Source organism: Alkalimarinus coralli (assembly GCF_023650515.1).
Taxonomy (GTDB): Bacteria; Pseudomonadota; Gammaproteobacteria; order Pseudomonadales; family Oleiphilaceae; genus Alkalimarinus; species Alkalimarinus coralli.
The window spans coordinates 3,143,962-3,169,858 of the sequence record NZ_CP096016.1; the positions used below are offsets into that span (position 1 = coordinate 3,143,962).

The following is a 25,897-nucleotide window of genomic DNA, read 5'->3' on the forward strand; positions in this document are numbered from 1 at the left end:
GAAAAAAAACTGCAACTTTACGCATAAAAATCGTACAAAATTTCTAATTAAGAAAATTCATCCGATTTTTAGTGATAAAACGATCTTTCAAAATAGGAGGCAATGATAGGCTAAAAGGGATTCCCCCCGCCACATCTAATTCGCCAAAAACGCGACTTTGTGTGGGGAATTGTGTAAACCAGTATGAAGAGTTACTTAAATGAACGTAGCTAGTCATTGGTATTACCAGCGCGGCCAAACAACCCAAACAATGCGTCTTTCTCATCCTGATTTACGGAAGAGGTATCTTCCTTCTCTACAGCGGGGGCCACACAGACTCTATTTCTCCCTGCTTCTTTGGCCTGATACAAATAGCTGTCGGCTCGTTTTACCATTTCTTCAGCACCGCCTGCCTCTAGGCCAGTGTAAATATCAATGCCAAAACTTGCGGTCAGCAGCAGCTCATTATCATCAAATACCAAAGGGGTTGTTGCGACCATCTCTCTCACTCGCTCAGCCACCAGCATTGAGTTATGCCTGTCTGTGGAAGGAAGAATAATCGCAAACTCCTCCCCTCCATACCGGCATGGAGCATCCATCTTCCTTACCGCCGCCTTAATCAGTGTAGACGCAAGAACAAGAGCCTGATTTCCAACATCATGCCCCCAATCATCGTTTACTTTCTTAAAGAAATCGAGATCCATCATAATAAGCCCGGTGGCATACCCAGTTCTCCGGGTTCGCTCCATTTCTTGTTCCAGAGCCTGTATGAAATATCGAAAATTAGAAAGGCCTGTGAGTGTATCGGTATGCACAAGCTCCGATAATTCTGTGACTTGCTCTCGTAAATCAACCAGTTCAGAAATAATTTCGCAGGACTCTTTTTGAGATAGGCATGCTGGAGGTGTTAGAGGTATCTGAGCCATACAAGCAGGTAGATCCAGTGGCTAAAACTTGTTTAAGATGAATACTGTTAGTCTAAGCCACTCATTATTGCTGTCAATGCTTAGCCAGCAAATTCAAAGCTAAAAATCTCCCGCTCTACGAAACTGGTCACGCTATTAATGAATGAGCATCTCAACCTGACCATCAACAATATATGATGAGTCAAACGTCTGCCTGACTCGGCTATATTGATCTACCAGCAGCGCGGCCTCATCAGCCAGTTGATTGGTTTTGTAGTGCGAAAGCAACGCCATATAGGTTCTTTTCAGTTCTGAAAAAGCGACAGTTCTTAACGCGCCAGGAAAACGCCCATCTCTTACTACGTCAATCATTTTCTGATGAACCATTTCCAAGTAATAGGTTTGCGATACACGCACACCGTAACGCTGCCACAGGTCAGCCATATTATGATGTGATACAACCATCATGGATATGACCGCAAGGTAGTTATCTGGTGTTCTAACCTGTTCACATGACGGCGTTCTAAACAGTTTTAATAGTCGATCAGATTCGGTTATCGACTGGCAGTAGAGATCCCTTGCATCACTGTTACAGCGTCTTTTCAACGCGGCATTACCTTTCGTGATCAGCCGTTTCCATTTGTGATTAAACAATGCAGCTCTCCTTAACAGAATATGTGCGTTGATATTTTTCTTTATAACGTCATTAGTTACCGATAGTCGGTGCGCTAACGACAACGGTCAAAACTAAAGGCGTGACCGCCAATAACGGGGCAATCGCTACCCAGTACTTGTTAAGCCACCTATTGATCTGTCTCTGCTTGGTGTTCATAAGCCTCTCCTGAATGATATTCAAAGTTCCTTGGTATTTGGTGCTACATTTTTACATCATCAAATGATAATGATTCTCATTAGCGAAAAAGTCAAGAGATTGCCGCCCATTTCCAGCAAATAATATTTAGTGCTAAATTAATCAACTAAAAGTAACACTCCACCGTTTAAACCACTGAGGCCAGGATGAGCAAAAACGTACTTCAAGAAATTTCTCTATTTGCCACTGATCTGGCAATCAAAGCAGGAGAACTAATCAAGCATGAGCGTGAACAAAATACGCTGACGCAGACTTACAAGTCTAACCATGAGCTTGTTACCCAAGCAGATATAAAGGCTGATGAACTTATCACGCGTCAGATTCGTGAGGTTTACCCTGACCATAGAATACTCTCAGAGGAGTCTTCTCCAGACAGCCTGGAGCAAAACAGTGGCCAACTAGATAGCCCAATCTGGATCATTGACCCTATAGATGGCACGGTTAACTATGCTCATGGCCACCATCAAGTCGCTATTTCAATTGCTTACGCAGATGCAGGAAAAGTGCAAGTTGGAATCGTTCACTGCCCTTTTCAGGGAGAAACATTTGAGGCCGTTCGTGGGCAGGATAGCTTAATGAACGGCAACCCTATAGCGGTTAGCCACAAGAGAGAGTTAAGAAAGGCGCTAATCGGTACTGGCTTCCCTTATGACAAAAGCAACCTGGAGCCTCTCATTAAACGCCTTCGGTTGATAGTTAACAACTGCCAGGATATTCGACGTATTGGCTCCGCTGCCATTGATATATGCTGGGTCGCAATGGGACGGTTAGATGGTTTTTATGAGTCGCTGAGCCCATGGGATTTCGCAGCAGCCCAACTGATAGCTGAGCAGGCAGGCGCTCGGTGCGGCCACTTTAGTCCTATCCCACTCACGGCATCCAAAGGTCTTTACGGGGAAGACATTCTTATCGCCACACCGGAGCTATATGACGAGTTGGCGCATCTGTTGAGAAGTGCCACGGATAGAGCAGGTTAAAAAGCACCTAATCACCGTACGCACCACCTTTGATATAGACGCCATCACTCATTGCATTCAGGTAGCCTTGCAGCTCACCCGTTTCTCTCAAGCGTTTCAGACCCCGATTAAAGATATCAAGATAGCGCTTACTTTTGTCATTATTTCGGGCAAACAGTAAGTGCAGAGATTTCGAGTGGATAGGATTTGGGTTGTGGGTGATAAGTTTTTGTTCTTCTTCTGAGAATAAACGACGAACCATCGCATAACCTACTTCTTTATCTTGAGGGAATACGTGGATTCGTTTTTTTAGAAGCACCATAAAATTTGTTTCATCACTGACTATTCGTTGCACTTTAAACAGCCCTTCCCGCTCCGCTTTTTCAAACGCCTCACCATAGTAGTACCCTAACGTCCCCCCCACACTAAGACCTTTCAGGTCAGCTATGCTGCTCCACTTAAAAGGGTAATCTGTTCGATGAAAGAAAACCTGCTCACCACTCACGATCGGATCGCTGCAATAAAAAAGCTTTTCCCTTTCAGGGGAGCAGTAATAGGGCATGGTCGTATCCCAAACGCCATCCTTGACCATTTGATAGCCACGCGCCCAGGGAAAATAACCAAAAACCGTATCAATCCCCTTTTCTTGATAAATTTTTTCTATGACATGCCCAATCGCGCCATGGTGCTGGTAGTCTTTAGATACATAGGGAACCCACTCTCCGGTGGCAACACGGATTGTCTCACCACCTATCGCAACAGATGATAAAAATAAAAGCAACGCAACACCCAACCGGGCAGCAAGCTGGCTCAGGTATTCCAGTTTTATATTGGCAATAGCCATAAACAGACCTTCGATAGCAGAATACAGTGTCCTCTGAACACACTGCGTTATGTCAGTTTTGAGTTAACCTTACCTTTTATAATGAGACTTTTTCACGACTACTGCGCTTACAAATACAGCGTTAAAAAATGACTCAAAATACTCATTTATAGACCATAAACTGCGCTTTTTCGTCATGTTTTGCCTTGTCTTTGATTCGCTCATAACGTCGTGTAAAGGCCTCATAATGTCACTAATAGTAGCTACTCATCGCAGCAGAGCAAATGAGTCGCACAACCTATACTAACAGCCCTTTTGATAGATAATTCCACTGCTCACTCCATCCTTCAAGAGGCGCTTGCTTAAATTCAGACCTGACAAACTGGTGAATACGCCCTTCAGCTAGCGCCACTAAGAGGTTTGACGCTTTGCTCGCCACCAGCGTCGACCGCTTCCCTTCCCTGATCGCGGCCTCTCTTAATATTCGTTTAATTTGAGCTTCCAACCTTTCAAAGAACTGAGAGACCCTGACACGCAAACGATCTTTCTCTCCTGCAAGCGCGTCCCCCATTAAAATACGGCAGATGCCCGGGTTCTTTTCCGCAAAAGCCAGGACTAAGGTAAGAATGCCCTCGATTTTATCCTGCGAGCTTTTATCCTCTTTCATTATTCGGCTTATACGGCTAAAAACACTCTCTTCTACAAACTCAATAAGGCCTTCGAACATTTTACCTTTACTAGGAAAGTGGCGATAAAGCGCCGCCTCGGTCACCCCGACTTCTTTTGCCAAGTTTGCCGTTGTAATGCGTGCACCAGGACTCTGCTCTAGCATTAACGCTAGCGATTCCAAAATCTGCTGACGACGATTATTACGATCTTTTTTGGGTGAAGCAGCCATCCCCATCCTTCCCACTATATATGTATTGAAAAATGCCCCAAGAACCTTATCAGGCGTTAACTAAAAAAGGTGCCATCAATCGGTGATGATGCAGAAGCATAGAGTTTCCTCGGCATACGGCCTGCCAGATAAGCATCGCGGCCGCATTCTACAGCACCCTTCATCGCCCGCGCCATCAGAATAGGATTCTGCGCTGCAGCAATCGCCGTATTCATTAACACGCCATCACACCCCAACTCCATTGCAATCGTTGCATCAGAGGCGGTACCTACACCCGCATCAACTAACACAGGAACCGCTGCATTTTCTAGAATCATACGGATATTGTATGGGTTTCTTATTCCTAGCCCTGAGCCAATCGGTGCGCCTAATGGCATCACAGCAACACACCCCATATCTTCAAGCCGTTTGGCAATAATAGGGTCATCGGTGGTATACACCATCACCTTAAAGCCATCTTTAATCAACTCTTCCGCTGCAACCAAGGTTTCAGTAATATCGGGATACAGTGTTTTCTGGTCTCCCAAAACTTCCAACTTAACCAGATCATGGCCACCCAGCAGCTCTCTTGCTAACCGGCAGGTTCGAACAGCATCTTTCGCGGTATAACAGCCAGCAGTGTTTGGCAGAATGGTATATTTATCAGGCGAAATAACATCCAGCAGATTAGGTTCGCCAGGGGTCTGACCAATATTAGTTCTTCTTACCGCAACCGTTACAATCTCTGCGCCACTGGTCTCAATCGCTTCACGGGTTTCATCAAGGTTCTTGTATTTACCGGTCCCCACCAACAGCCTGGACTGGTATACCTTACCATCAATAACTAACGGACTATCAACGCCTTGATTCGTGGTATTATTTGTCATATTTTTACCTGGTTTGATCAATTTTCAGATGCTATTTTAATTCAATATATCATGCGGTTTATCGCTTCATTCAGAAACAGTGTTAACGCAGGCACTAACCACCGCCAATGGCATGAACTACCTCAAGTGTATCGCCCTGATTGAGCGTTGTTGTTGCGTGCTGACTATGAGGCACAATCTCCATATTCAACTCTACAGCAATACGCTTTCCCGTTAGGGAGAGCGCCTGAATCAGATCTGCAACGGTTGCGCCTGGTTCAAGCGCTTTTTCATCCCCATTTACGATAACGTTCAATTTAATCTCCCGCTAATGACGTTCTTTCCTAACTGCTGACGCAGAACTTAAGCCCAACATGACCCAACCTGCGAGAAAACACACACCGCCCACCGGTGTAATCATCCCCAGTTTCTTAAGGCCAGTAAACGCATATAGATATAAGCTCCCCGAAAACAACACAATACCAATCACAAAACAATAGGTCGCCAACTTAAGATACCGGAGATTTACGGCGAGCGGCAACACCATCATCAGCCCAGCGATCAACAAAGCCATGCTGTGGTAGAATTGGTACTCAACTGCGGTCTCATAGATTGCAAACAACTCAACACTGAGCATAGACTTAACTGCATGAGCACCAAACGCACCGGCAGCCACACTCAAAAACGACAGCGCCGCTCCCAGAGTGATCACGCTGTAGCCTTTACTGTTCATTAGCGACTCATTCATCAGGCTTCACTCACCGCAACTCTTTCGTCAAAACCACAGTCACAACTTGTTTTCTGCCAGGTATCAAGGTTTACAAGCGTGAGCCTTCCGCCCCAAACACAACCCGTATCGATGGCTATCATCTGTGGGTCAGATACATTCCCTTCCAACGCGGCCCAGTGGCCAAATATGATTTTAGTGCGGCCCCTCCGTCCATATGCATACCAAGGTTTATAGCCCTCAGGCGCATTTAACGGCCCCAGTTTGCTATCAAAATCTAAAGCGCCATTCTCATCAATAAAGCGCATGCGAGTAAAATAATTGGTAATCACTCGCCACCGCTCTACGCCAGTTAGTGATTCACCCCAGGTTGTCGGCTCATTGCCATACATAGCCTTAAGGAACGCATCACAATCATTCCCCCTCAGCACAGCCTCAAGCTCTTTGGCGTATTGCTTCGCCTGCTTGATTTTCCATATATGAGGCACCCCCGCATGAGTCATCACCACTTTGCGGGCTTTGTCCCTGATCATCAGCTTTTGATGACGGAGCCAGTCCATTAACTCATCAACATCTGGCGCATCAAGAATATCGTTAAAGGTATCCTTTCGCTTACGACTTTGAGCCCCTCGCGCAACGGCCAGCAAGTGTAGATCATGATTACCCAACACCACCCGTGCAGATTTATCCAGGGACTTAATATATCGCAACGTTTTAAGCGACTCAGGCCCCCGGTTAACCAAATCTCCAGCCACCCAAAGCGTGTCTTTCAATGGGTCAAATTTAACGTTGTCTAACAGGCAGCGCAGGCTATCGTAACACCCCTGAATATCACCTACCGCATATATAGCCAATACACCACCCTCGTTATTGTCATCACCGATTATGCCCGATCAGTAATTGCATCACTTATTGTCACATACTCTTGCAACGATAAGTTTTCAGGCCTAAGTCCGCTGTTAATACCCAACAGCTCCAACTCCTCGGCAGAAATCATCGCCGATAAAGCGTTTCGAAGCGTCTTCCTTCGCATCGTAAACGCGGTTCTAACAACGCTTTCCAGTGTTTTTATATCCTTGGCGGGGTGTGGCAATGTTTTATGAGGAGTTAACCTGACGATTGCAGAATCCACTTTAGGCCGAGGGTCAAACGATTCAGGCGGTACGATAAACAGAGGCTGTATCTGGCAATAGTATTGAGCCATAATACCCAACCTGCCATAGTTATTGTCACCAGGCCCCGCAGCCAGGCGATCCACCACCTCTTTCTGCAACATAAAGTGCATATCGCGCATATTTTCTACATGTTTCAACAAGTGAAAAATAAGCGGCGTTGAGATGTTGTAAGGAAGGTTTCCAACAAGCCTCAAAGGCTGTCCCGGCAATGCTAACTGGTTAAAGTCAAACGTCAGGGCATCCGCTTCATGAATTACAAAATCAGGATAATTGAAAAACTTGGTTCTCAGAATGGGAATCAGGTCGCGATCAAGTTCAACAACGTTTAGCTTACCTTCTGTTGCAGCCAGCAGCTCCTCTGTTATGGCGCCCAACCCCGGCCCAATTTCAACCAGACACTCATCGGGTTTAGGGTGAATGCTTCTGATTATCCGGTCAATCACACCATGATCATGCAAAAAGTTCTGGCCAAATCGTTTTCTAGCCTGATGTCCCAAGTTGGACGATTGCTTTGCCATCTGCGTTTTCTCTATATTGATGGTAAATCTTAAGTTATGCCTGCCTGGACTAAATAGGCTAGTTGCTGTTTGATCGCTCTGACATTAATGTCGCCGACTTAACCGCCTGTTCCAGACTGCCAACATCCGCCCGGCCACTGCCCGCAAGGTCTAATGCCGTGCCGTGGTCGACTGAGGTACGGATGATCGGCAATCCCAGCGTAATGTTCACAGCAGAACCAAACCCCTGATACTTCAGCACGGGGAGCCCCTGGTCGTGATACATGGCCAGAACGGCATCAGCATCTTCCAACCATCTTGGCGTAAACAGTGTATCTGCAGGAAGAGGGCCTATCAGGTTCATTCCTTGAGCGCGAAACTCATCCAGCACCGGCGTAATGGTCTCTATCTCCTCCATCCCCATATGCCCTCCCTCTCCTGCATGAGGGTTTAATCCGGCAACAAGAATTCTAGGTGATGCAAGGCCGAACTTGGTCTCTAGATCGTGGTGGAGGATATTAATAATCTGTCGCAATAGTGGCTTGGTAATCGCACCCGACACTTCAGACAGGGGAAGGTGCGTCGTTACCAGGGCAACTTTTAGCTGCTCAGACGCTAACATCATCACGACCCTGTCAACGCCGCATAAGGCCTGAAAGAACTCGGTGTGGCCAGTAAAGGCAATACCCGCATCGTTGATGACACCTTTGTGAACTGGCGCAGTGACAACCCCCGAAAACATCCCATTTATGCACCCTTCAGCCGCTACTTTCAGGGTTTCGAGAACATAATTGGCATGTCTGGGTGAAAGAATGCCCGCTTCAACGGGGCCTTCCAGCATGCCATCAAACGGCTCAGAGTAAACGGAAATATGGCCAGGCTGGTTTGAAACGCTGCCACCAGGCTGCCACAACTCAACAGTGAGAGGTAAGCCTAATATACGGGCTCTCTCCTGCAATACCTCTGCTGCGCATACCAACACCACCGGGCTCTTGAAACCTTTCTGAGCCAGCTGTATACATAGATCCGGCCCTATGCCCGCAGGCTCTCCTGCTGTTATTGCGAGTGGAGACATTTAAACTAGCCTTATTTGCGAAATATATAGTGAGCATTTTGCACGACTACTGCGCTCATAGTGTTTTTGTAGCCTACTCGGAACCATCACGATATTTAAACTCAATAAACGCTTCTTCACGAATTTCGCGAAGCCATAGCGTCAGCTCTTCATCATACTTACGACGATGAATCACCCGTCGCGCTTGATTGGCCTGAATCCTGTTTCCCAAATCTTCCATCCGGGTATCCTGCACCTGAAGGATGTGCCAACCGAAATCTGACAGAAATGGCTCACTAATTTCGCCTACTTTGCTATGTTGCATGATATCGTCAAAAGCGGGCACCATCTCCCCCGGACTGACCCATTCAAGGTCTCCCCCACTAATTGCAGAAACAGGGTCTTCAGAGTGAGCCTTGGCAATTGCGGCAAAGTCATCTCCACTGATAATCCGCTCGCGCAACTGTTCAATAATTGTTTTGGCCTCTTGCTCTGTACGCACCTCACTGGGTTTGATCAGAATATGGCGTACATTGAACTGCTTAACCAGCTGCTCTTTTCCTCCCCGCTTATCAAGCACAGACATAATGTGAAAGCCACTGGGTGTTCTGAGTAGTTCCGAAGGTTTACCTACTTTCAGGGTTTGAATAATATCCGCCGCAATTGATGGCACCTCGTTCTCTTTACGCCAGCCAATAACCCCCCCCTGCAAAGCGTTTCGCCCATCCGACTTTGCGACGGCAGTCTGCTTGAAGTCAGCGCCATTGTTAAGTTCGGCAACAATGCCTTCTGCCCGCTTTCTGGCCTCTTCAACAATGACAGGATTGGCAGGGTCAGAAATAGAAACCAATATGTGACCTAAATAGTACTCGGTGGCCGTGCGCCGTTTACCTTCGGAAGAAGCCAGGAATGTCTCTACTTCTTTGTCGGTTACCCGAACCTTTCTGTCTACCTGACGTTGCTGGAGTCTGCTTATCAGGAGTTCACGCCGAATCTGCTCACGAGCCTCATTGTAGGTAACCCCTTCAGACTTTATCTCTTCCTGAAACTCATCTAACGTATAGCCATTTCTCTTTGCAATGTTCTGCATGGTTTCATTGAGTTGGTTATCGTCTACACGCAAGCCATTTCTCTCTGCCATCTGCAGCTGAATACTCTCAAGAATCAACTGATCCAAGACTCTTTCAGACATAACACTGGCAGGAGGAAGCGCTGTCCCTTGAGCCTTGAGTCGGGCGGTAATCGTTTTAATGCGCGCTTCTAGTTCTGACACCATGACAATATCGTCATCCACAATAACCAGAACATGGTCTAGCGGCTTCACCTTACCGTAAGCCGTGGAGAGCGTTAACAAGAACAGCATCGTTAATGTTAAGCAACGAAACAGTATGTTTTTTAACAACATAAATCAGCACTACCTAATAGAAATAAATTCAAAAACTAAACGTTTGCCTTTTTAATCGGCGATCTAGTCGACGATGTATCAGTGGTATAGGCTTTCTCGCCCCAAGTATCCGGGTACCTGTTTATCCAGCTCTTCGCCACTTTCACCAAACCCAGCAATTCCCTTCAACTCAATGCGAAATAAAATCGTGTGAGATAACTCGGAGTCATCAGTCAGGTAGCTGCTAGACAGCACCTGGGCTCGCCAGCAACAGCTTCGGTACTCCAGTCCTGCCAGCGTGCCTGCGGTTCGCTCATCATTCAGATCATACAACCAGCGGCCAAAAACACTGACCTTTTGGGTCACAGGGAAGATGGTTGATATATTTGCCTGCTCCAAGGGGTCACTAGCATCTTTATAGGTATGCCCAAGGTTCAACACATAACCATAGTCTGCGGTATGAAGGCTCAATGTGCTATTGCCCTCTACCGTATTGCTTTCGTTATCATCCCATAGACCGGTCACTTTTAAATCCATCCCTGCGATAGGTGTCAGAATAAACTCACCCGCATAAGGGGATTCACTTTCAGTTGAAGCTCCAGCGCCGGCCAGGCTCACTTTTCGATCCTCAAAATGATAAACCTTACCGATACTGAAAACAGCACTATCGATACCGCTGGAAAGCTGCGTAAAACGGGTTGTCAGCCCTAATGTAATCCGGTTGTTGTCGCCAACCCTGTCGCCCCCGACAAACCGGTCGTCGTTGAACAACTGGGAATAGCTGAATGAGGTAACGGACGTGTCGAAGTCAGGAATATCATCCTGTTCAACTTCAGGGGAGTATACGTAAAAAAGCCTGGGTTCTAGTGTTTGATTATAGTCTTGATCACCGACCTGAAATGGACGGTCAAAATAAAGGCCGGTATCCAGCGTGGCAAAAGGGACGGTTCGGTTAATATCGTCACTTCCCAGTCCGTTGTCTTCGAGCACATAATTGGTCTGGTCCACTTTAAGAGCAGGAGTCAGGTAACCCCAGAGTGCTTCCATCGGCATAGATACCTCGGGCTTTATTCTTAGTCGATTACCTTGCACCTTATCATTACCAGTCAGGAATTCATCATCTCTAAAAAAGTAGACATACTGGGATCCCACCGTCCAATCAAAAACGTCATTATCCCAGTCTCCCACCAAGTTAAGCTCAGGTAGCCTGGAGTAGGGTTTATTAGGTTCTGTTACAGCCGAGTCAACCGTTTGGTAACCATGAAGCGAGCCATCAAACTGCCAAATATCGTCGACATAGCTGACTTTCCAGACTCTGTCCAAGTGGGTTTCATTCTCTATGCTCAGTGCCCGGGCAAGGTCTTCCAGGTAATCATCGTCACTGACGACATTGTAATCAATACTCGACGACCACCCGCCAGAGAAGGTTGAGTCATTCTCAAAGCTCAAGCCCCAACGCTGGCCATCACGCCATGGAAAATCATTAATATGCTCTTCATCCTCGTGAATGTAACCGAGGTTTATTTTTGATAGGCCATAGCTCGATAGATGCCGCCCCTCTAACTCTGTATACAAACCACGGCCATGGACGTACTGAGGGGTTAACGTGGCATCGTAATCAGGTGCCAGATTAAAATAATAGGGGGTCGTAATCGCCATACCCCGGCCAACATTTGAGCTTCCTATTGAGGGATAAAGAAAACCACTTTTCCGTTTATCATTTATAGGGAAAGTAACCCAGGGAAAGTAAAAGATAGGCACATCTTGCACTCTGAAACGAAAGTGCTCCGCGTAACCAACCCCTTCTTCCTGATCCAGCGTAATTTCACTGGCGGCAATTGACCAGGACTTATCATTTGGGTCGCAACGAGTAATGGTTCCGTCCTGAATCACCATCACATGTTCAGAAGGTCTGGAAACAGTGGCCGATTGTCCACGAAAACCTTGCTCATGGGCCAAATACGAGGCACCTTTAATATCGAAGGTGCCCGTTGAAATATCGTAGTTGACTTGCTCCCCCGTCAGCAGCATATCCGGGCTTCTTAACAAAATGTCGCCGTCAACAGTTACATTGCTGGCCTGTTGGTCAAGATTGGCGGATGCCCCGGTTAGCAGATAGGGCTCCTGAAAGATTTCTACGTCGCCATTTAAATATGCGTTCTGTTCAGCATCAAATGTAGCGTTATTAGCACGCGCTCTTAAAGGTTTTTCGGACTGGCTTGCCGCAGACATTGGAGCCCCGTCAGGCAGATAAGAGGGAACCACATACCCTCCTTTACATACGGGAGGAAGCTTGCTTTTCTGCTCGTTAGTCATTAACTCAACGGGACGCCAATCGATCTCCGCAGCCGTTTTTGGCTTCCGTTCAGGCGAAGCATCCGCTAAAGAGTCAAAAGAACAAGTAGCCAGCGGCAACACCATAACCTGTGCGAGTCGATAAACCATTTTTGTCATTTTGTGCCGACTACCCCAAAAAATAGAGACTTATTTGTTTGCAAATAAACCCGCAATGATAAACGGTTATGGCAATAGTCTCCATAGCTTTAGCTTAATCCCTTTCTTGAAGTCAACGAGCCAATCACTTATGGTTCCATCCAAAATCAATGCGGGGCATAATAACTCGCAATTAACACGGGTAAGTGGTGCGATGGATCAGAGATTACAGCAATTACGTCAATGGGTAGCGCTGCAGCTTGGTGGCAAATCATTAAATATTACCCCGGTTTCGGGCGATGCGAGTTTTCGCCGCTATTTCAGAGTCGAACAGCTGCCTGAGAGTGAACAAAAAGAGCTAAAAACCAGCGCCGCCAATAAGTGCTGGATTGCAATGGATGCGCCACCTGAAAAGGAAGATAGCCTTCCTTTTGTCGCTATTGCTCAACACTGGGAAGCAAATGGTATTCAGGTTCCCCATATCGAAGCCTTTGATTTAACCCAAGGGTTTATGTTGCTGCGAGACTTTGGCGACACTTTATTACTTAACGCCCTTTTCGCACCACTCAGTACCGCAGGGTCAAACGCAGCCATAGATATAGAAACCTACCTGGCTGGGGATCCAATAGCCGCCAAGACACTTTACCAGTCGGCATTAACAACACTGGCTCAAATTCAGGCCTGCCCCCCACCGGCTGATTATGCGCTACCGCCCTATGACAAAGCGTTACTGGCCCGCGAAATGGAACTGTTTCGCGAGTGGCTGGTATCCAAAAAGCTTGGACTGACCTTAACGCAAAACGAACAAGCGCTTCTTGATCAAACGTTCGGCGTCTTAATTGATGAAGCATTAAGCCAACCCACCACCTGTGTCCACAGAGATTATCATTCACGCAATCTGATGGAGCTCAGTGATCAATCTATTGGCGTCCTGGACTTTCAGGATGCCGTGACAGGCCCCATTACCTATGATGCCGTTTCGTTACTAAGAGACTGCTATATCGTTTTACCCGATCATTTTGTTGAGGAGCGCTTGCAAGCGTTTTATCAGGCGACACGCAAAGCAGGGCTGCATACTGCTGACTTCACTCAATTTACACGCTGGTTTGATTTAATGGGTATCCAGCGACACCTGAAAGCAGCAGGGATTTTTGCTCGCCTATCGTTAAGGGATGGTAAACACGACTACTTAAATGACGTTCCTAGAACCGTCAATTATATCAACAAGATATCAGCAAAATACGACCAGCTAGCAGACTTTAACCACTGGTTAACAAGCACAGTAATACCAGCCATTAACAGCAGTTTACTTCCAGTGTCGAGTGTAACGGCTCAGTCAGCAAGCTCTGCACAGCAGAGCCTTTAATCACATGAAAGCAATGATCCTTGCAGCCGGTCTTGGCACCCGCATGCGTCCGTTAACCAACCATACCCCCAAGCCCCTGCTCAAAGCGGCTGGCAAACCCCTGCTTCAATATCACATTGAGGGGCTAACCTCTTCAGCCGTAGATAGCCTGGTTATAAACACCTCATGGCTAGGCGCTCAAATTTCAGAATTTATCAACATCCACCCGTTGTACAAAGATAACGTTCAAGTTATCCATGAAGATGAGCCACTTGAAACGGCCGGAGGAATAATCAACGCACTTCCACTACTGGTAAGTGAAAGCGAATCATTTTTCATTGTCGTTAATGGTGATGTATGGACAGACTTTGACTATCAAGAGCTATCAGACATTGCCTCCAGGCTCCCAGACTCTGTAATGGGCCACCTGGTCATGGTGGATAACCCCCCTCAGCACCCAGATGGTGATTTCTACTTACACCCGAACGGGCTGCTGACTGACGAAGCACCAAATGATGGTGACCCTGCCGAGAAGCTAACCTTCAGCGGTATTAGCCTGCTCAACAAAGCACTTTTTCAAGGGTGCGCTCCCGGTAAACGCCCTCTTGCACCGCTACTTAGAAAAGCCATGGCCCATCGGCAAATCAGTGGACACAAGACAGACTGTACATGGATGGATATCGGCACCCCCGAACGGCTGGCGCAGCTCAATCAGCACATATTATCGGGCAGTTCGGCGAGTTAATATTTAACAAGGTACCTTACGGTGCTCTCATGCCAGGGGCATTCACTTTAAGCCAACCGCGAACCCTCTGAGTCAAGGTGCTTACCGGCAGCGACTTCACCTCCATAATCGGCAGCCTTACCTGAGAGTAGCCACTGTAGTTATACCTTTTAGCCTGCCCCAGTCTTTGCCTGCCATTTTCAGCACTCGTGCGAGAGGATGAGTCCACCAGATCAAGCATCTTAAGTGAAAAATCTTCACCAAGTGCTGCCGTAAACCCTGCCTGCGGGCCATCCCGCAGCTGCGCATCAATCCAAACCATGCTCATACCCTGCTCTGGCAACAGACCTCGATTGCCCGCCAGATAATCCAGCAGCCCCTGCGCCCCCTGTTTGTAGCCAATAATTACGATATTTTGGTAATTCTTTTGTGCCGCATGTTCAAGAGCCGCCCTAAGCCTCATCTGCACCCTCTCTTCGAACGTTATGCCAGAAGGTTTGGCCGCTTTCTCATCTGCGGAGATATCAATTAAATCTTCTCCGGTTTCGCTTCCTGCCTCTTCACCGGTCGCTTCGGATGCTTCATTTTCGGCTGCGGTCACCGCCGTGTTATCTGGCTCCTCTTCAGTCTGACCGCCGGTATCTTCTGCGCCATCATCACCCTCTTTACCTCCCTCTTCACTGCTTTCAGCATTGCTGGCATCTGCTATTTTGAAATATCGACCTGAATAACGCGGTGCAGCCTCATTGCCCGGAACGGCTTCCGCCAACTTCACCGGTATTTCTCTTTCTGGAACGGGCCGGTCATTTTCGTAGGGCAACATAATAGACAATGTATACCAGCCGTCATCCGTTAACAGAGTTCTCAGCGGCTTAATCACCTGAGGCCAATCAGGGTGTTGGTCTGCGCCATGCAAAAAAATCACTGCCCCCTGCGGCTCGGGAGTATTCTCATATAGCTCCAAAGCGAGAAATGAGCTGGCGCTGCCCCCTTTACCTTCTGGGCTATCCAACCAAACAACCTGCTTTCTCACACTCTCATCAGCCAGCGCCGCCTGCTCTATTGACTCCGGTAACAAGTGAACTCTCTTTGGGCTGTCAGGCTCCTTTGAAGCACTACTTTCAGCGCCACCAGAACTTTCAGGCCCATCAGATTCTGCACCAGGCACCACCTCGCGCTCTTCTTCCCCTCCTTCCTCTTCACCATAGAGAGGTGCAGACAAACAGCAGCATAGTGCAAATAAAGTAACTGAAAACCGAAACCGTTGAACCAACATCAAGCGAAATGTCCTTTTAGGTCATAATTGTTCTTATTAATCTCAAATGCCTCTTTCAAGAGGGCAATTTAGCGGTATAGAGGATTACTATTTCAACTCATTACGTTAGAATATCGCAAATTTTATCTATATAGGGTAGCAGGTCAGCGCAACCCGGACTCCACCCTTATTTTTAATGCTTTCAACACTATTCAACAAAAGAGACTCTCATGCCTGAATTTAAAATTGCTCCTTCTATTTTATCGGCTGATTTTGCAAAACTTGGAGAAGAAGTTGACAACGTGCTGAGTTCCGGCGCAGATATCGTCCATTTTGATGTCATGGATAATCACTATGTGCCCAACCTCACCATTGGCCCCATGGTCTGTCAGGCATTAAGAAAGCACGGCGTAACAGCCCCTATAGACGCACATCTGATGGTTAAGCCAGTAGATGACATGATCCGGTCATTCATAGACGCTGGCGCGACCTATATCACCTTTCACCCGGAAGCATCCGAGCATATTGACCGTTCACTACAACTAATCCGCGACGGCGGCTGCAAAGCCGGGTTGGTTTTTAACCCCGCGACACCGCTTCACTACATGGACTATGTTATGGACAAACTCGACATGGTGCTGCTTATGTCAGTCAACCCCGGGTTCGGAGGGCAGAAGTTTATCCCTGGCACCCTGGATAAGCTTCGGTTAGCCAGGGAAAAAATAGATCAAAGTGGTCGCGCCATTCGACTTGAAATAGACGGAGGTGTAACCATCAACAATATTCGTGAGATTGCGGAAGCCGGAGCCGACACATTTGTAGCAGGTTCAGCGATTTTTAACACCGATAACTACAAAACGACGATTGATGCGATGAGAGAGCAGCTAGCGCTGGCCAACAGCACCCAGGCTTAAGCCTGTTTAAGCATTAACACGTTATTCAGTCATCGCTCGCAGCCTCAGGACAGTTAAATGACAGCACTCGAAACCTTGTTCCCCAACAACTCACCGAAACTGGTCATGTTCGACCTGGATGGGACGCTGGTTGACAGCATTCCAGACCTTGCTGCGGCTATTGATCACATGCTGCACCATCTTGATCGAACAGCCGCAGGTGAGGACAAGGTACGTTTATGGGTCGGCAATGGCGCTTCAACGCTGGTAAAACGCGCTCTTGCTGACAGCATGGGCACAACAGACCTCGATAGCATTCCTGATGACATATACGAAGAGGGCTTTCGTCATTTTCTGATCCAGTACCACAAAGTCAATGGCAACAACAGCGTACTCTACCCGGGCGTTATCGAGATACTCAATAAACTGGCGGCTGATGAGTGCATTTTGGCCATTGTCACGAATAAACCCGGCCGCTTTACTGAACAGCTGCTTGACAAGCTCGGCATTCACTTCAACTATGTGATTAGTGGAGACACGCTGGAAAACAAAAAACCTGCACCAGATCAGTTGGTTTATTGCATGCAAGAAGCAAACTGCTCAGCCGCTGAGAGTGTCATGATCGGCGATTCAAAAAGTGATGTTATGGCCGCGAGAACAGCGGGAGTGCCCGTGATCTGCGTAAGTTATGGTTATAACCATGGGGAAAGCATACATGACACCTCGCCCGATGCAGTTATTGATTCACTCATAGAGCTGCTGTAACCTATCGGCGTCAAGTTATAGCAGACCATGACAAGACTTGGTATCTTGTTAAATTCATTCAAACGAGTCTATTTTCTGGAGTATTCTGAAGTGCAGAACACAACAAATAACAACTTTAACCGGCTTGGCGATAGGTTTGTCGCCCGATGGCGTAGGTAACAAAACGCTGATAGAAAGGCTTTCAGCTAAAATACCGTTAAAGTTCGATATTTAAGCGACGCTCTGCCCACCAAAGGATCAACGAGCGTGTCGTAGTGACAAGCATAACTGCCGTAACAAGCAGTAAAGGATACAACATGACACCAGAACAGTTCGACCACCTCGCTAAAGAGGGGTTTAATCGCATACCCGTCACCCGGGAAGTTTTAGCTGATCTTGACACACCTCTCAGCAGTTACTTAAAACTTGCCAGCGGCCCCTATTCATACTTATTAGAGTCAGTACAAGGGGGCGAGAAATGGGGGCGTTACTCTATTATTGGCCTGCCTTGTCGAAAGATATTGAAAGTATCAGGCCAGCAAATCACCATCTCCCTGGACGGTAAGGTGGTAGAGTCTTACGAAGTCGCTGACCCACTTGAATTTATCGAGCAGTTTCAAAAACGCTATCGCGCAGCAGATCTGCCTGATCTGCCTCGCTTTAATGGCGGGCTGGTCGGTTACTTTGGTTACGATACCGTTCGATATATAGAACCCAAATTATCGGGTAAAGCGCCCCATGACCCGCTTCAGACGCCAGACATTCTGCTAATGGTCTCTGAGGATGTCGTGGTATTTGATAACCTCAGCGGAAAGCTGATACTGATTCACCATGCAGACCCTGCGGACGAGAATGCTTACGAAAACGCGCAACAAGCACTCGACCAACTGGTTTACAAACTCCGCACCGTCTCTACCTCATCGCTTGAGAAGCAAGTAGCACCAATCGAGGTAACTGAAAGTGACTTTATTTCAGGTTTTACCCAAACCAGCTTCGAGTCATCTGTTGAAAAAATAAAAGAGTACATTTTATCTGGCGATATCATGCAAACCGTTATCGCACAGCGCATGTCGATACCCTACGAAGCAGAGCCGCTGGATCTATACCGCGCTCTGCGCTGCTTAAACCCATCGCCTTATATGTATTTCCTGAATCTGGATGAGTTTTACATTGTCGGCTCGTCCCCTGAGATTCTGGCACGGGTTGAGGATAACGAAGTCACCGTAAGACCCATAGCAGGCACCCGCAAAAGAGGCGCAACCGAAGAGCAGGATCAAGCGCTTGAGAAAGAGCTGTTAGCCGACCCTAAAGAGATCGCTGAACACCTGATGTTGATTGACTTGGGACGAAATGATGCAGGCCGCGTCAGCCAAACCGGCACCGTTAGAGTCACCGATAATATGGTGGTTGAGAGATACTCCCATGTGATGCACATTGTCTCCAATGTAAAAGGCCAGCTTAAAGAAGGGGTATCCCCTATTGATGTGCTTAAGGCCACACTTCCCGCAGGAACCCTCAGTGGCGCACCAAAAATCAGAGCAATGGAAATTATCGACGAACTGGAGCCGGTAAAACGGGGAGTATACGGAGGCGCTGTAGGCTATCTGTCATGGAATGGCAACATGGATACCGCTATCGCTATTCGAACAGCCGTTATAAAAGACAAAACCTTACATATACAAGCAGGTGCTGGCGTAGTCGCAGACTCGATCCCCAAACTGGAATGGAAAGAGACAATGAACAAGGGACGCGCCATATTTAAAGCGGTTGCGATGGCAACCAAAGGGCTGGACGGCTAATGACAGGGCAGGCTCAACCTGCTCTACTCGGCTAAATTTAATATGACTGGAGCAACTTATGCTTCTTATGATCGACAACTATGATTCGTTCACCTATAACGTAGTGCAATATTTAGGTGAATTAGGTGCAGATGTTCAGGTTTATCGCAATGATGAAATTACCATTGAGCAGATAAACGAACTCAAACCAGAAAAAATTGTGATATCTCCAGGCCCTTGCACCCCCAATGAAGCGGGCATATCCATGAAGGTGATAGAGACCTTTGCTGGCAAACTTCCTATTTTAGGGATATGCCTGGGCCATCAAAGTCTTGGCCAGGTGTTCGGCGCGAAAATTGTTCGCGCCGGGCAAGTCATGCATGGTAAAACCTCTATGATCCATCATAGCAATGCGGGGGTATTTAAAGGCCTTAGCAACCCATTTGAAGCCACCCGTTATCACTCTCTGGTAATCTGCAAAAACCACATTCCTGACTGTCTGGAGGTAACCGCATGGACAGAAAATCAGGATGGCAGTATGGAAGAAATTATGGGCGTCAGGCACAAAACGCTGGATATTGAAGGGGTTCAGTTTCACCCTGAATCTATTCTGACTCAACACGGCCATGACCTGCTTAAAAACTTTTTGGATAAATAGCGTCGTTTGCAAGCCGGTTAGGCTTGTAATCATCTTAGAAGAATAATGATTGGAGCCTCATCCATGGATATCAAAACTGCACTCAATGCCGTTGTCGAACGCCGAGATCTTTCTACAGAAGAGATGAAGGTGGTAATGCAACAGATTATGACCGGCCAGGCAACAGACGCCCAGATTGGCGGGTTCCTGATCGGCCTGCGCATGAAAGGCGAAAGTATTGACGAAATAGCAGGGGCAGCAGAGGTGATGCGGGCGCTTGCTACCAAGGTTTCAATTACCGGCGATCACCTTGTAGACACCTGCGGAACAGGCGGAGACGGATCCAACCTTTTTAACGTCTCAACAGCCAGTGCATTTGTCGTCGCAGCGGCAGGAGGCCAAGTTGCAAAGCATGGTAACCGCAGTGTGAGTAGCAGCACAGGCAGCGCCGACGTACTAGAAGCTGCGGGCATTAACCTGAATATATCTGCCGCCGAAGTTGCACGCTGTGTTGATGAAATTGGCGTAGGTTTTATGTTTGCGCCAGCCCACCACAGTGCAATGAAGCACGCGATTGGGCCACGAAAAGAGATGGGGTTGAGAACCATCTTTAATATGCTTGGCCCAATGACAAACCCTGCTGGCGTCAAAAATCAGGTGATTGGTGTATTTAGCCAAGCGCTATGCCGACCAATGGCAGAAGTACTTAAGCGGCTCGGCAGCGAGCATGTACTGGTTGTGCACTCCGCAGATGGGTTAGATGAAATCAGTATCGCCAACGAAACCCATATTGCTGAACTAAAGAATGGCGAGATAACGGAATATACCATCAAGCCAGAAGACTTCGGCATCAAGAGCAAAAGCCTTATCGGGCTAAGCGTTGACAGCGCGCAACAAAGCCTTGCACTGATCAAGTCAGCCCTTGGCAAAGACCATTCAGGCAACGCCAATAACGCACGTGATATCATCACATTAAATGCAGGCGCAGCCATTTACGCTGCCAACCTTGCAGAAACACTCGATCAAGGTATAGCCATGGCAGCGGATGCAATTGGCAGCGGCCTGGCGCTGGCAAAGATAAATGATTTAGCCAGCTTCACCACCTTATTAAAAGACTAAAGGTTTAATCACGAAAATGAGCAGCTCTGATAGCACTCCGACTATTTTGAAAAAAATCGTCGCACGCAAATGGGAAGAAGTTAAAGAACGGCAGCAGACGCTATCGCTGGCAAACTGCAAGTCAATGGCGTTTGACCAACCTCAAACCAGAGGGTTTGTTAATGCCATTTCTGAAAACATCAATAATGGTAAGCCTGCGGTTATTGCAGAAATTAAAAAAGCATCACCCAGTAAAGGGGTTATCAGAGAGGACTTCATCCCGGAAGCGATTGCGCAAAGTTATGAGTCTGCGGGCGCGGCTTGCTTATCGGTACTGACCGATCATGACTTCTTTCAAGGGCATGAGGACTACCTGAAACAAGCAAGAAACGCTTGTTCATTACCCGTTATTCGAAAAGATTTTATGGTTGACCCTTACCAGATATTTGAAAGCAGGATAATTGGTGGTGACTGCATTCTATTAATTGCAGCCTGCCTGAGCAAAGGGCAAATGCAAGACCTTGCAGGCCTTGCAGATGAAGTGGGGCTTGATGTTCTGGTTGAAGTACACAACGCACAGGAGCTGGAAAGCGCACTAACACTTAATACAAAGCTATTAGGCATTAACAACCGGGATTTACACTCATTTGAGGTCTCTCTCAACACCACATTTGATCTGCTGAAAAGTATCCCTGAAGATCGTATTGTTGTCACAGAGAGTGGAATCAACACTATTGACGATGTTCGCCTGATGCAGCAGCACAATGTAAACAGTTTTCTGGTAGGCGAGTCATTTATGCGTGCAGAGAACCCTGGCGAGAAGCTATCCGAGCTATTTTTCTAACCTGTAGCCAGTCAAACCATGAGTCGCAATGTTTGATGGATCGAATATCCATAGAGCATAGTGACTCCTCCTTATTTGCCTCGCCCTTTACTCGCGTCGTCCTTTACTTACTGGCTCCCTTCCAAACATCTCCTTTATTTAAGCACTAAATAGCGCTTATTCGAGCTATCGTTCGTTATTATTTGAACTATAGTTAAAGATTAAACGACTTACTTAATGTTCAACCCTACTACCTGCGCTAAACCTGCTGGTTAGCTCTCAATTTGTACGCTTTATCACAATGGACGTCTAGTTTGCTGTTCAATAACACTAAAAAGAATCTATCCATAACCTTAAAAATTGTCATTATGACATCCTGCATACTGGCAATAGCCGTTGCACTGTCAGACTGGCTGGTTTTTAAAAGCGCAAAAGAGTTGATACTTAGCTCTACCTTAAAAAGGATGGAGGGCACGCTATCACTCGAAATTGAAAGGATTACCCGCGAGATTGATGAAACCCGAGACCAGGCCCAGCAACTAGCGAACTCGCCTATCGTGCAAGGTTTTCTCTTTGCCCGTGAAAACCAACAATATGATCCGAAAACAGAGTCGACTGAAGGTGAGTGGCGCCGTCGCTTAGAAGAACATTTCTCAAGGCTTATTGAGTCCAAGCGTTACCTGCAAGTAAGGCTCATTGATACCGAAACCGGACGCGAGCTGGTAAGAGTAAATCACCCCAAAAAAGGCCTAATACCCGAGCCTGTGCGCGGGGACAATCTGCAGAATAAAAGTGATACGCGCTATGTCATAAATGGCCGCGAGCTAAAAAATGGCGAAGTCTATATTTCTGATATCACCCTCAATCGTGAGAGCGGGAAGCTGGAAGAGCCCTATCAACCGACTCAGCGAATTGTGGCTCCGGTTTTTTTTGATGCCGACACGTTTACGTCGGGCACCAGTTTATCAGGGCTGGAGCTGGCAGAGCAGCTTCGCAGTTATGGTCAACAGCGCACCCTCGCAGCCATGCGCATCGCCCAATCAGGAAACCTTGCGTGGCATAGTCGCTACGAACAAACCATCCATAAGCTTAATATCATTCTCGACAAGCTTGAGTACATGTCCCCCGAGGAAGGGGGCATATTGTTAAAAAAACTCAGATTACACCACTCAAATCTTCAGAAAGCTGAACAACGTGTAATTGACACGGCAAGCTTTGGGCAGCTTATCAATGCCACCCGCGAAATTATTGGTGAAAGCTACTGGTCAAGAAAAGAAGCATTCAAAAATACTCTTGAAGAGTTGATTTTAACCTTTGAGAGTGAATACATTACCTCCAACTATAAGCGCAGGTCAAAAGCACTGCTGGTTATCAACACCAATGCCAGCATGCTTCTACAAACACTTGAAAACAAGCGCTCTGAGACGATAATGCTCGTTAATGCCAAAGGGCAATATATCTATCATCCAGACAAGAGCAAACGTTGGATATTTGAACATGACCCCGCCACTCGGGACATACGTCACGACGAGCCATGGGTCTGGCAAGCCATTTCAGAAACACACAATACCCGCCTCTCATTTGATGAGCATGGCGAACTGCACATTACGGGTAAAGTACTTTTTACCAACAATGATCGACACCGTTTCTTGGGGCTGGTTGTCACCCGCACAAAAGAAGACGTATTAGCCCCGATCGAGGCATTCAAAGCCCAGTCTATCTACTCCGCGATTCTGGCAATCATATTATCAGGGTTGGCAATCGCCGTGTTTACCCATCGTCAGCTCAAACCAATCACCTTGCTGACCGAGCAGGCCAAGCAAATCACAGCAGGAAGTAGCAGCACTACCTTGAGCATCCCAGGCGCCAAAGGTGAAGTTAAAACCATGGTTAGTGCTTTTGAGACGCTGATTTCACAGCTGCAGCAGCAGACTCAGGAAGCCAATGAAAACGCCAGAGCCGTATCTCAGCTTGCCGAAACACTTGATCTGCGCGTTAAAGAGCGGACCGCCCAGTTGGCGGAATCAATGCACAAAGCAGAGGCCGCCTCTGTTGCTAAAAGCCAGTTTCTGGCGACGATGAGCCATGAAATTCGCACGCCGATGAATGGCGTGCTGGGAATGGCCCAGCTCTTAGCCAAGAGCGACCTTACCTCCCAGCAACAGTATTACCTGAACACCATTAATCAGTCTGGAGAAGCATTACTAAGCATCATCAACGATATATTGGATTTCTCAAAAATAGAGTCAGGCAAGCTGGAACTCGACCCCATTGAGTTTGACTTGGAGCATGTTGCTCATGATGCCTTGCACCTGTTGGCAACAACGGCAGCGCAAAAAGGAATTGAGTTAATATTTAACTACGATATTCACAGTGCCAGATATTTTAAAGGTGACCCTGGCCGTATCCGTCAAATTTTAATTAATCTGGTCGGAAACTCGATTAAGTTTACTGAGAAAGGTCATATTCAACTCAATATTTATTATCGTGAAAGTGAGCCTGCACCACTCAGGTTTGAAGTGATCGATAGCGGCATTGGTATATCAAAAGAAAAGCAGGAGAATCTGTTTGAAGCCTTCACTCAAGCTGACGCATCAACCACACGACGTTACGGTGGAACCGGACTTGGCCTAACCATTTGCAAACGCCTAATAGACCTTATGGGCGGCAGTATTGGAGTAACCAGCGAGCCTGGCAAAGGCACTAAATTCTGGTTCAATTTACCGCTCGCTGTCAGCCAAAAACCCGCTCGCCTGGCCCGTGCAGACCTTGCAGGCATCAAAGCACTCATCGTTGATGACAGCCATACCAACTGTGTAATTTTAGAAGAGCTGCTGGTTCACTGGGGCGTGGATGTCACTATCGCGACCACTCATTCCGAGTCTTTGCGTAAAATAGACAGTGCAATCAGCGATGGGTCACCTTTTCAACTCGTAATACTCGACTATATGATGCCAGGCTGCGATGGTTTTGAGCTGGGCCAGCAGATTAAAAACAAATACCATATTCCCCAGGTCATGCTCACCTCATCGCCTGACCAGAATAAAACTGAAACGCTACGCAGTGCTGGTATTTCAGTCTGCCTGACCAAACCCTACAAGTCAGAAACCCTTAAGGATGCGCTGGAAATAGCACTCATAAAGAGTAGCGACAAGCTGCAACATGAACCGCTTTCTCAGTATGGTGTTGACGAGCAGAGAACCGCCATGCCGGAAAATGTAAAACTTACCGGCCATGTTCTATTAGTTGAAGACAACAAGGTTAACCAGGAAGTCGCTAAAGGGTTTCTAAGCCAGCTAGGTTTAATAGTCGATATCGCTGATAATGGACTGGAAGCCTTGAAACGCTGGAAAAGCACCGAGTATGACCTCATCCTCATGGACTGCTTAATGCCTGTAATGGACGGTTATGAGGCCTCAAGAATGATTAGGGAGCAAGAGACTGGAAAAAGCCATACACCGATCATCGCACTGACAGCCAACGTGATGAACAGTGACAAACAAAACTGTGAAAAGGCTGGAATGGATGACTTTCTCGGGAAACCGATTGAGCAAGATGAGCTGGTTAGAAAACTTTGCCATTGGCTAAACTCAACCAAAAAAGAGCCTACAGACAAGGAACAACAAGGCATAACCCCACCGCATGCTGAAACATCAGCAAAAGATACCGGGCCAACAGTTATGGACAATATCCCAGTTGTAGATGAAACACATTTCACCCGCATGAGCAGCCAGCTATCAAGCCGCTTTCAACAAATTGTGGACTCATACGTCGAAGAGAGCCAGGACATCATCAATGAGTTCAAACTCGCGGGGGAGCAAGGTGACACCCAAACCATGGTTCGAGCCGTTCATAGTCTTAAATCAAGCAGTGGCGCGCTGGGTGCCCAGCAGCTCTCAAAGCTGGCTGCTGGGCTCGAGCAACGATATACCGACGGGCTAACCGACAGCTGGGAAACAGATTTACATGATATCGAGCGGGTTTACCACAAGACCAGAGTAATGATGGACTCTCTCAACAAAACCCTTCACAACAGCTAAACACTGGCTTTTC

24 protein-coding genes are annotated in these 25,897 nt (G+C 47.2%); 10 read left to right on the plus strand and 14 right to left on the minus strand.

Going from position 1 to position 25,897, the window contains the following annotated elements:
• Nucleotides 1–209 precede the first annotated feature (209 nt).
• The 3 genes from MY523_RS14150 to MY523_RS21815 form a co-directional block, all read right to left on the minus strand.
• Nucleotides 210–905: a GGDEF domain-containing protein gene (locus MY523_RS14150; RefSeq protein WP_250655340.1), complete on the minus strand. Its 696-nt coding sequence runs from the start codon at nt 903–905 to the stop codon at nt 210–212.
• A gap of 135 nt (nt 906–1,040) precedes the next feature.
• Entirely contained in the window at nt 1,041–1,538 is a 498-nt protein-coding gene (locus MY523_RS14155) for a DUF2753 family protein (RefSeq protein ID WP_250655341.1), read from the minus strand.
• A gap of 52 nt (nt 1,539–1,590) precedes the next feature.
• Nucleotides 1,591–1,716: a hypothetical protein gene (locus tag MY523_RS21815; RefSeq protein WP_256469637.1), complete on the minus strand. Its 126-nt coding sequence runs from the start codon at nt 1,714–1,716 to the stop codon at nt 1,591–1,593.
• A 185-nt stretch (nt 1,717–1,901) separates the two neighbouring features.
• Between MY523_RS21815 and MY523_RS14160 the strand changes: the two genes are divergently transcribed.
• On the plus strand, nt 1,902–2,732 hold the full coding sequence (locus tag MY523_RS14160) for an inositol monophosphatase family protein (protein WP_250655342.1): 831 nt from the start codon (nt 1,902–1,904) through the stop codon (nt 2,730–2,732).
• Between the two features lie 7 nt (nt 2,733–2,739).
• Here the strand turns inward: MY523_RS14160 and MY523_RS14165 are convergent, their stop codons facing one another.
• The 10 genes from MY523_RS14165 to MY523_RS14210 all read right to left on the minus strand — a co-directional run bounded on the left by MY523_RS14165 (nt 2,740) and on the right by MY523_RS14210 (nt 12,568).
• On the minus strand, nt 2,740–3,555 hold the full coding sequence (locus MY523_RS14165; protein WP_250655343.1) for a substrate-binding periplasmic protein: 816 nt from the start codon (nt 3,553–3,555) through the stop codon (nt 2,740–2,742).
• A gap of 277 nt (nt 3,556–3,832) precedes the next feature.
• Complete coding sequence (gene slmA / locus MY523_RS14170; protein ID WP_250655344.1) at nt 3,833–4,432, minus strand: nucleoid occlusion factor SlmA; 600 nt, start codon at nt 4,430–4,432, stop codon at nt 3,833–3,835.
• Between the two features lie 56 nt (nt 4,433–4,488).
• Nucleotides 4,489–5,298 (minus strand): thiazole synthase, encoded by an 810-nt coding sequence (locus tag MY523_RS14175; RefSeq protein ID WP_250655345.1) that lies wholly within the window; start codon nt 5,296–5,298, stop codon nt 4,489–4,491.
• A gap of 94 nt (nt 5,299–5,392) precedes the next feature.
• The gene (gene thiS / locus MY523_RS14180) at nt 5,393–5,593 is read right to left on the minus strand and encodes a sulfur carrier protein ThiS (protein WP_250655346.1); all 201 of its coding nucleotides are present in this window, start codon (nt 5,591–5,593) and stop codon (nt 5,393–5,395) included.
• Between the two features lie 12 nt (nt 5,594–5,605).
• Nucleotides 5,606–6,025 carry a DUF423 domain-containing protein gene (locus tag MY523_RS14185; protein ID WP_250655347.1) on the minus strand — a complete coding sequence of 140 codons (420 nt, stop codon included), beginning with the start codon at nt 6,023–6,025 and terminating at the stop codon, nt 5,606–5,608.
• Nucleotides 6,025–6,858, minus strand: coding sequence for a symmetrical bis(5'-nucleosyl)-tetraphosphatase (locus tag MY523_RS14190; RefSeq protein WP_250655348.1), 834 nt, complete (start codon nt 6,856–6,858; stop codon nt 6,025–6,027). Before MY523_RS14190 ends, MY523_RS14185 begins: the two co-directional genes overlap by 1 nt.
• 29 nt (nt 6,859–6,887) lie before the next feature.
• Entirely contained in the window at nt 6,888–7,697 is an 810-nt protein-coding gene (gene rsmA, locus MY523_RS14195) for a 16S rRNA (adenine(1518)-N(6)/adenine(1519)-N(6))-dimethyltransferase RsmA (RefSeq protein ID WP_250655349.1), read from the minus strand.
• A 58-nt stretch (nt 7,698–7,755) separates the two neighbouring features.
• Nucleotides 7,756–8,751: a 4-hydroxythreonine-4-phosphate dehydrogenase PdxA gene (gene pdxA / locus MY523_RS14200; RefSeq protein ID WP_250655350.1), complete on the minus strand. Its 996-nt coding sequence runs from the start codon at nt 8,749–8,751 to the stop codon at nt 7,756–7,758.
• 73 nt (nt 8,752–8,824) lie between these two features.
• Nucleotides 8,825–10,135 carry a peptidylprolyl isomerase gene (locus MY523_RS14205; protein ID WP_250655351.1) on the minus strand — a complete coding sequence of 437 codons (1,311 nt, stop codon included), beginning with the start codon at nt 10,133–10,135 and terminating at the stop codon, nt 8,825–8,827.
• A gap of 78 nt (nt 10,136–10,213) precedes the next feature.
• Nucleotides 10,214–12,568 carry an LPS-assembly protein LptD gene (locus MY523_RS14210; protein ID WP_250655352.1) on the minus strand — a complete coding sequence of 785 codons (2,355 nt, stop codon included), beginning with the start codon at nt 12,566–12,568 and terminating at the stop codon, nt 10,214–10,216.
• A 130-nt stretch (nt 12,569–12,698) separates the two neighbouring features.
• Between MY523_RS14210 and MY523_RS14215 the strand changes: the two genes are divergently transcribed.
• The gene (locus MY523_RS14215) at nt 12,699–13,913 is read left to right on the plus strand and encodes an aminoglycoside phosphotransferase family protein (protein ID WP_250655353.1); all 1,215 of its coding nucleotides are present in this window, start codon (nt 12,699–12,701) and stop codon (nt 13,911–13,913) included.
• Nucleotides 13,914–13,917: 4 nt separating this feature from the next.
• Entirely contained in the window at nt 13,918–14,637 is a 720-nt protein-coding gene (gene murU / locus MY523_RS14220) for an N-acetylmuramate alpha-1-phosphate uridylyltransferase MurU (RefSeq protein WP_250655354.1), read from the plus strand.
• A 16-nt stretch (nt 14,638–14,653) separates the two neighbouring features.
• Here murU and MY523_RS14225 read toward each other — a convergent pair whose 3' ends face one another.
• Complete coding sequence (locus MY523_RS14225; RefSeq protein ID WP_250658828.1) at nt 14,654–15,892, minus strand: DUF3530 family protein; 1,239 nt, start codon at nt 15,890–15,892, stop codon at nt 14,654–14,656.
• Nucleotides 15,893–16,101: 209 nt separating this feature from the next.
• Here MY523_RS14225 and rpe point away from each other — a divergent pair, with 209 nt between their 5' ends.
• The 7 genes from rpe to MY523_RS14260 all read left to right on the plus strand — a co-directional run bounded on the left by rpe (nt 16,102) and on the right by MY523_RS14260 (nt 25,884).
• Complete coding sequence (rpe, locus tag MY523_RS14230; protein WP_250655355.1) at nt 16,102–16,785, plus strand: ribulose-phosphate 3-epimerase; 684 nt, start codon at nt 16,102–16,104, stop codon at nt 16,783–16,785.
• Nucleotides 16,786–16,842: 57 nt separating this feature from the next.
• Nucleotides 16,843–17,529, plus strand: coding sequence for a phosphoglycolate phosphatase (locus tag MY523_RS14235; protein WP_250655356.1), 687 nt, complete (start codon nt 16,843–16,845; stop codon nt 17,527–17,529).
• Nucleotides 17,530–17,825: 296 nt separating this feature from the next.
• Complete coding sequence (gene trpE / locus MY523_RS14240) at nt 17,826–19,307, plus strand: anthranilate synthase component I (RefSeq protein WP_250655357.1); 1,482 nt, start codon at nt 17,826–17,828, stop codon at nt 19,305–19,307.
• 58 nt (nt 19,308–19,365) lie between these two features.
• Nucleotides 19,366–19,944 carry an anthranilate synthase component II gene (locus tag MY523_RS14245; RefSeq protein ID WP_250655358.1) on the plus strand — a complete coding sequence of 193 codons (579 nt, stop codon included), beginning with the start codon at nt 19,366–19,368 and terminating at the stop codon, nt 19,942–19,944.
• A gap of 63 nt (nt 19,945–20,007) precedes the next feature.
• Nucleotides 20,008–21,042, plus strand: a complete 1,035-nt coding sequence (gene trpD / locus MY523_RS14250) for an anthranilate phosphoribosyltransferase (RefSeq protein ID WP_250655359.1) — start codon at nt 20,008–20,010, stop codon at nt 21,040–21,042.
• A 16-nt stretch (nt 21,043–21,058) separates the two neighbouring features.
• Nucleotides 21,059–21,865 carry an indole-3-glycerol phosphate synthase TrpC gene (gene trpC, locus MY523_RS14255; RefSeq protein WP_250655360.1) on the plus strand — a complete coding sequence of 269 codons (807 nt, stop codon included), beginning with the start codon at nt 21,059–21,061 and terminating at the stop codon, nt 21,863–21,865.
• A 347-nt stretch (nt 21,866–22,212) separates the two neighbouring features.
• Nucleotides 22,213–25,884, plus strand: a complete 3,672-nt coding sequence (locus tag MY523_RS14260; RefSeq protein WP_250655361.1) for a response regulator — start codon at nt 22,213–22,215, stop codon at nt 25,882–25,884.
• The last annotated feature ends 13 nt before the right edge of the window (nt 25,885–25,897 follow it).

What these genes read in the sequence shown, in the direction of transcription:
- MY523_RS14150 (WP_250655340.1), bottom strand. Translation starts at nt 905, where the DNA reads ATGGCTCAGATACCTCTAACACCTCCAGCATGCCTATCTCAAAAAGAG.
- MY523_RS21815 (WP_256469637.1), bottom strand. Translation starts at nt 1,716, where the DNA reads ATGAACACCAAGCAGAGACAGATCAATAGGTGGCTTAACAAGTACTGG.
- MY523_RS14160 (WP_250655342.1), top strand. Translation starts at nt 1,902, where the DNA reads ATGAGCAAAAACGTACTTCAAGAAATTTCTCTATTTGCCACTGATCTG.
- MY523_RS14165 (WP_250655343.1), bottom strand. Translation starts at nt 3,555, where the DNA reads ATGGCTATTGCCAATATAAAACTGGAATACCTGAGCCAGCTTGCTGCC.
- slmA (WP_250655344.1), bottom strand. Translation starts at nt 4,432, where the DNA reads ATGGCTGCTTCACCCAAAAAAGATCGTAATAATCGTCGTCAGCAGATT.
- MY523_RS14175 (WP_250655345.1), bottom strand. Translation starts at nt 5,298, where the DNA reads ATGACAAATAATACCACGAATCAAGGCGTTGATAGTCCGTTAGTTATT.
- MY523_RS14185 (WP_250655347.1), bottom strand. Translation starts at nt 6,025, where the DNA reads ATGAATGAGTCGCTAATGAACAGTAAAGGCTACAGCGTGATCACTCTG.
- rsmA (WP_250655349.1), bottom strand. Translation starts at nt 7,697, where the DNA reads ATGGCAAAGCAATCGTCCAACTTGGGACATCAGGCTAGAAAACGATTT.
- pdxA (WP_250655350.1), bottom strand. Translation starts at nt 8,751, where the DNA reads ATGTCTCCACTCGCAATAACAGCAGGAGAGCCTGCGGGCATAGGGCCG.
- MY523_RS14205 (WP_250655351.1), bottom strand. Translation starts at nt 10,135, where the DNA reads ATGTTGTTAAAAAACATACTGTTTCGTTGCTTAACATTAACGATGCTG.
- MY523_RS14210 (WP_250655352.1), bottom strand. Translation starts at nt 12,568, where the DNA reads ATGACAAAAATGGTTTATCGACTCGCACAGGTTATGGTGTTGCCGCTG.
- MY523_RS14215 (WP_250655353.1), top strand. Translation starts at nt 12,699, where the DNA reads ATGGTTCCATCCAAAATCAATGCGGGGCATAATAACTCGCAATTAACA.
- murU (WP_250655354.1), top strand. Translation starts at nt 13,918, where the DNA reads ATGAAAGCAATGATCCTTGCAGCCGGTCTTGGCACCCGCATGCGTCCG.
- MY523_RS14225 (WP_250658828.1), bottom strand. Translation starts at nt 15,892, where the DNA reads ATGTTGGTTCAACGGTTTCGGTTTTCAGTTACTTTATTTGCACTATGC.
- rpe (WP_250655355.1), top strand. Translation starts at nt 16,102, where the DNA reads ATGCCTGAATTTAAAATTGCTCCTTCTATTTTATCGGCTGATTTTGCA.
- MY523_RS14235 (WP_250655356.1), top strand. Translation starts at nt 16,843, where the DNA reads ATGACAGCACTCGAAACCTTGTTCCCCAACAACTCACCGAAACTGGTC.
- trpE (WP_250655357.1), top strand. Translation starts at nt 17,826, where the DNA reads ATGACACCAGAACAGTTCGACCACCTCGCTAAAGAGGGGTTTAATCGC.
- MY523_RS14245 (WP_250655358.1), top strand. Translation starts at nt 19,366, where the DNA reads ATGCTTCTTATGATCGACAACTATGATTCGTTCACCTATAACGTAGTG.
- trpD (WP_250655359.1), top strand. Translation starts at nt 20,008, where the DNA reads ATGGATATCAAAACTGCACTCAATGCCGTTGTCGAACGCCGAGATCTT.
- trpC (WP_250655360.1), top strand. Translation starts at nt 21,059, where the DNA reads ATGAGCAGCTCTGATAGCACTCCGACTATTTTGAAAAAAATCGTCGCA.
- MY523_RS14260 (WP_250655361.1), top strand. Translation starts at nt 22,213, where the DNA reads ATGACATCCTGCATACTGGCAATAGCCGTTGCACTGTCAGACTGGCTG.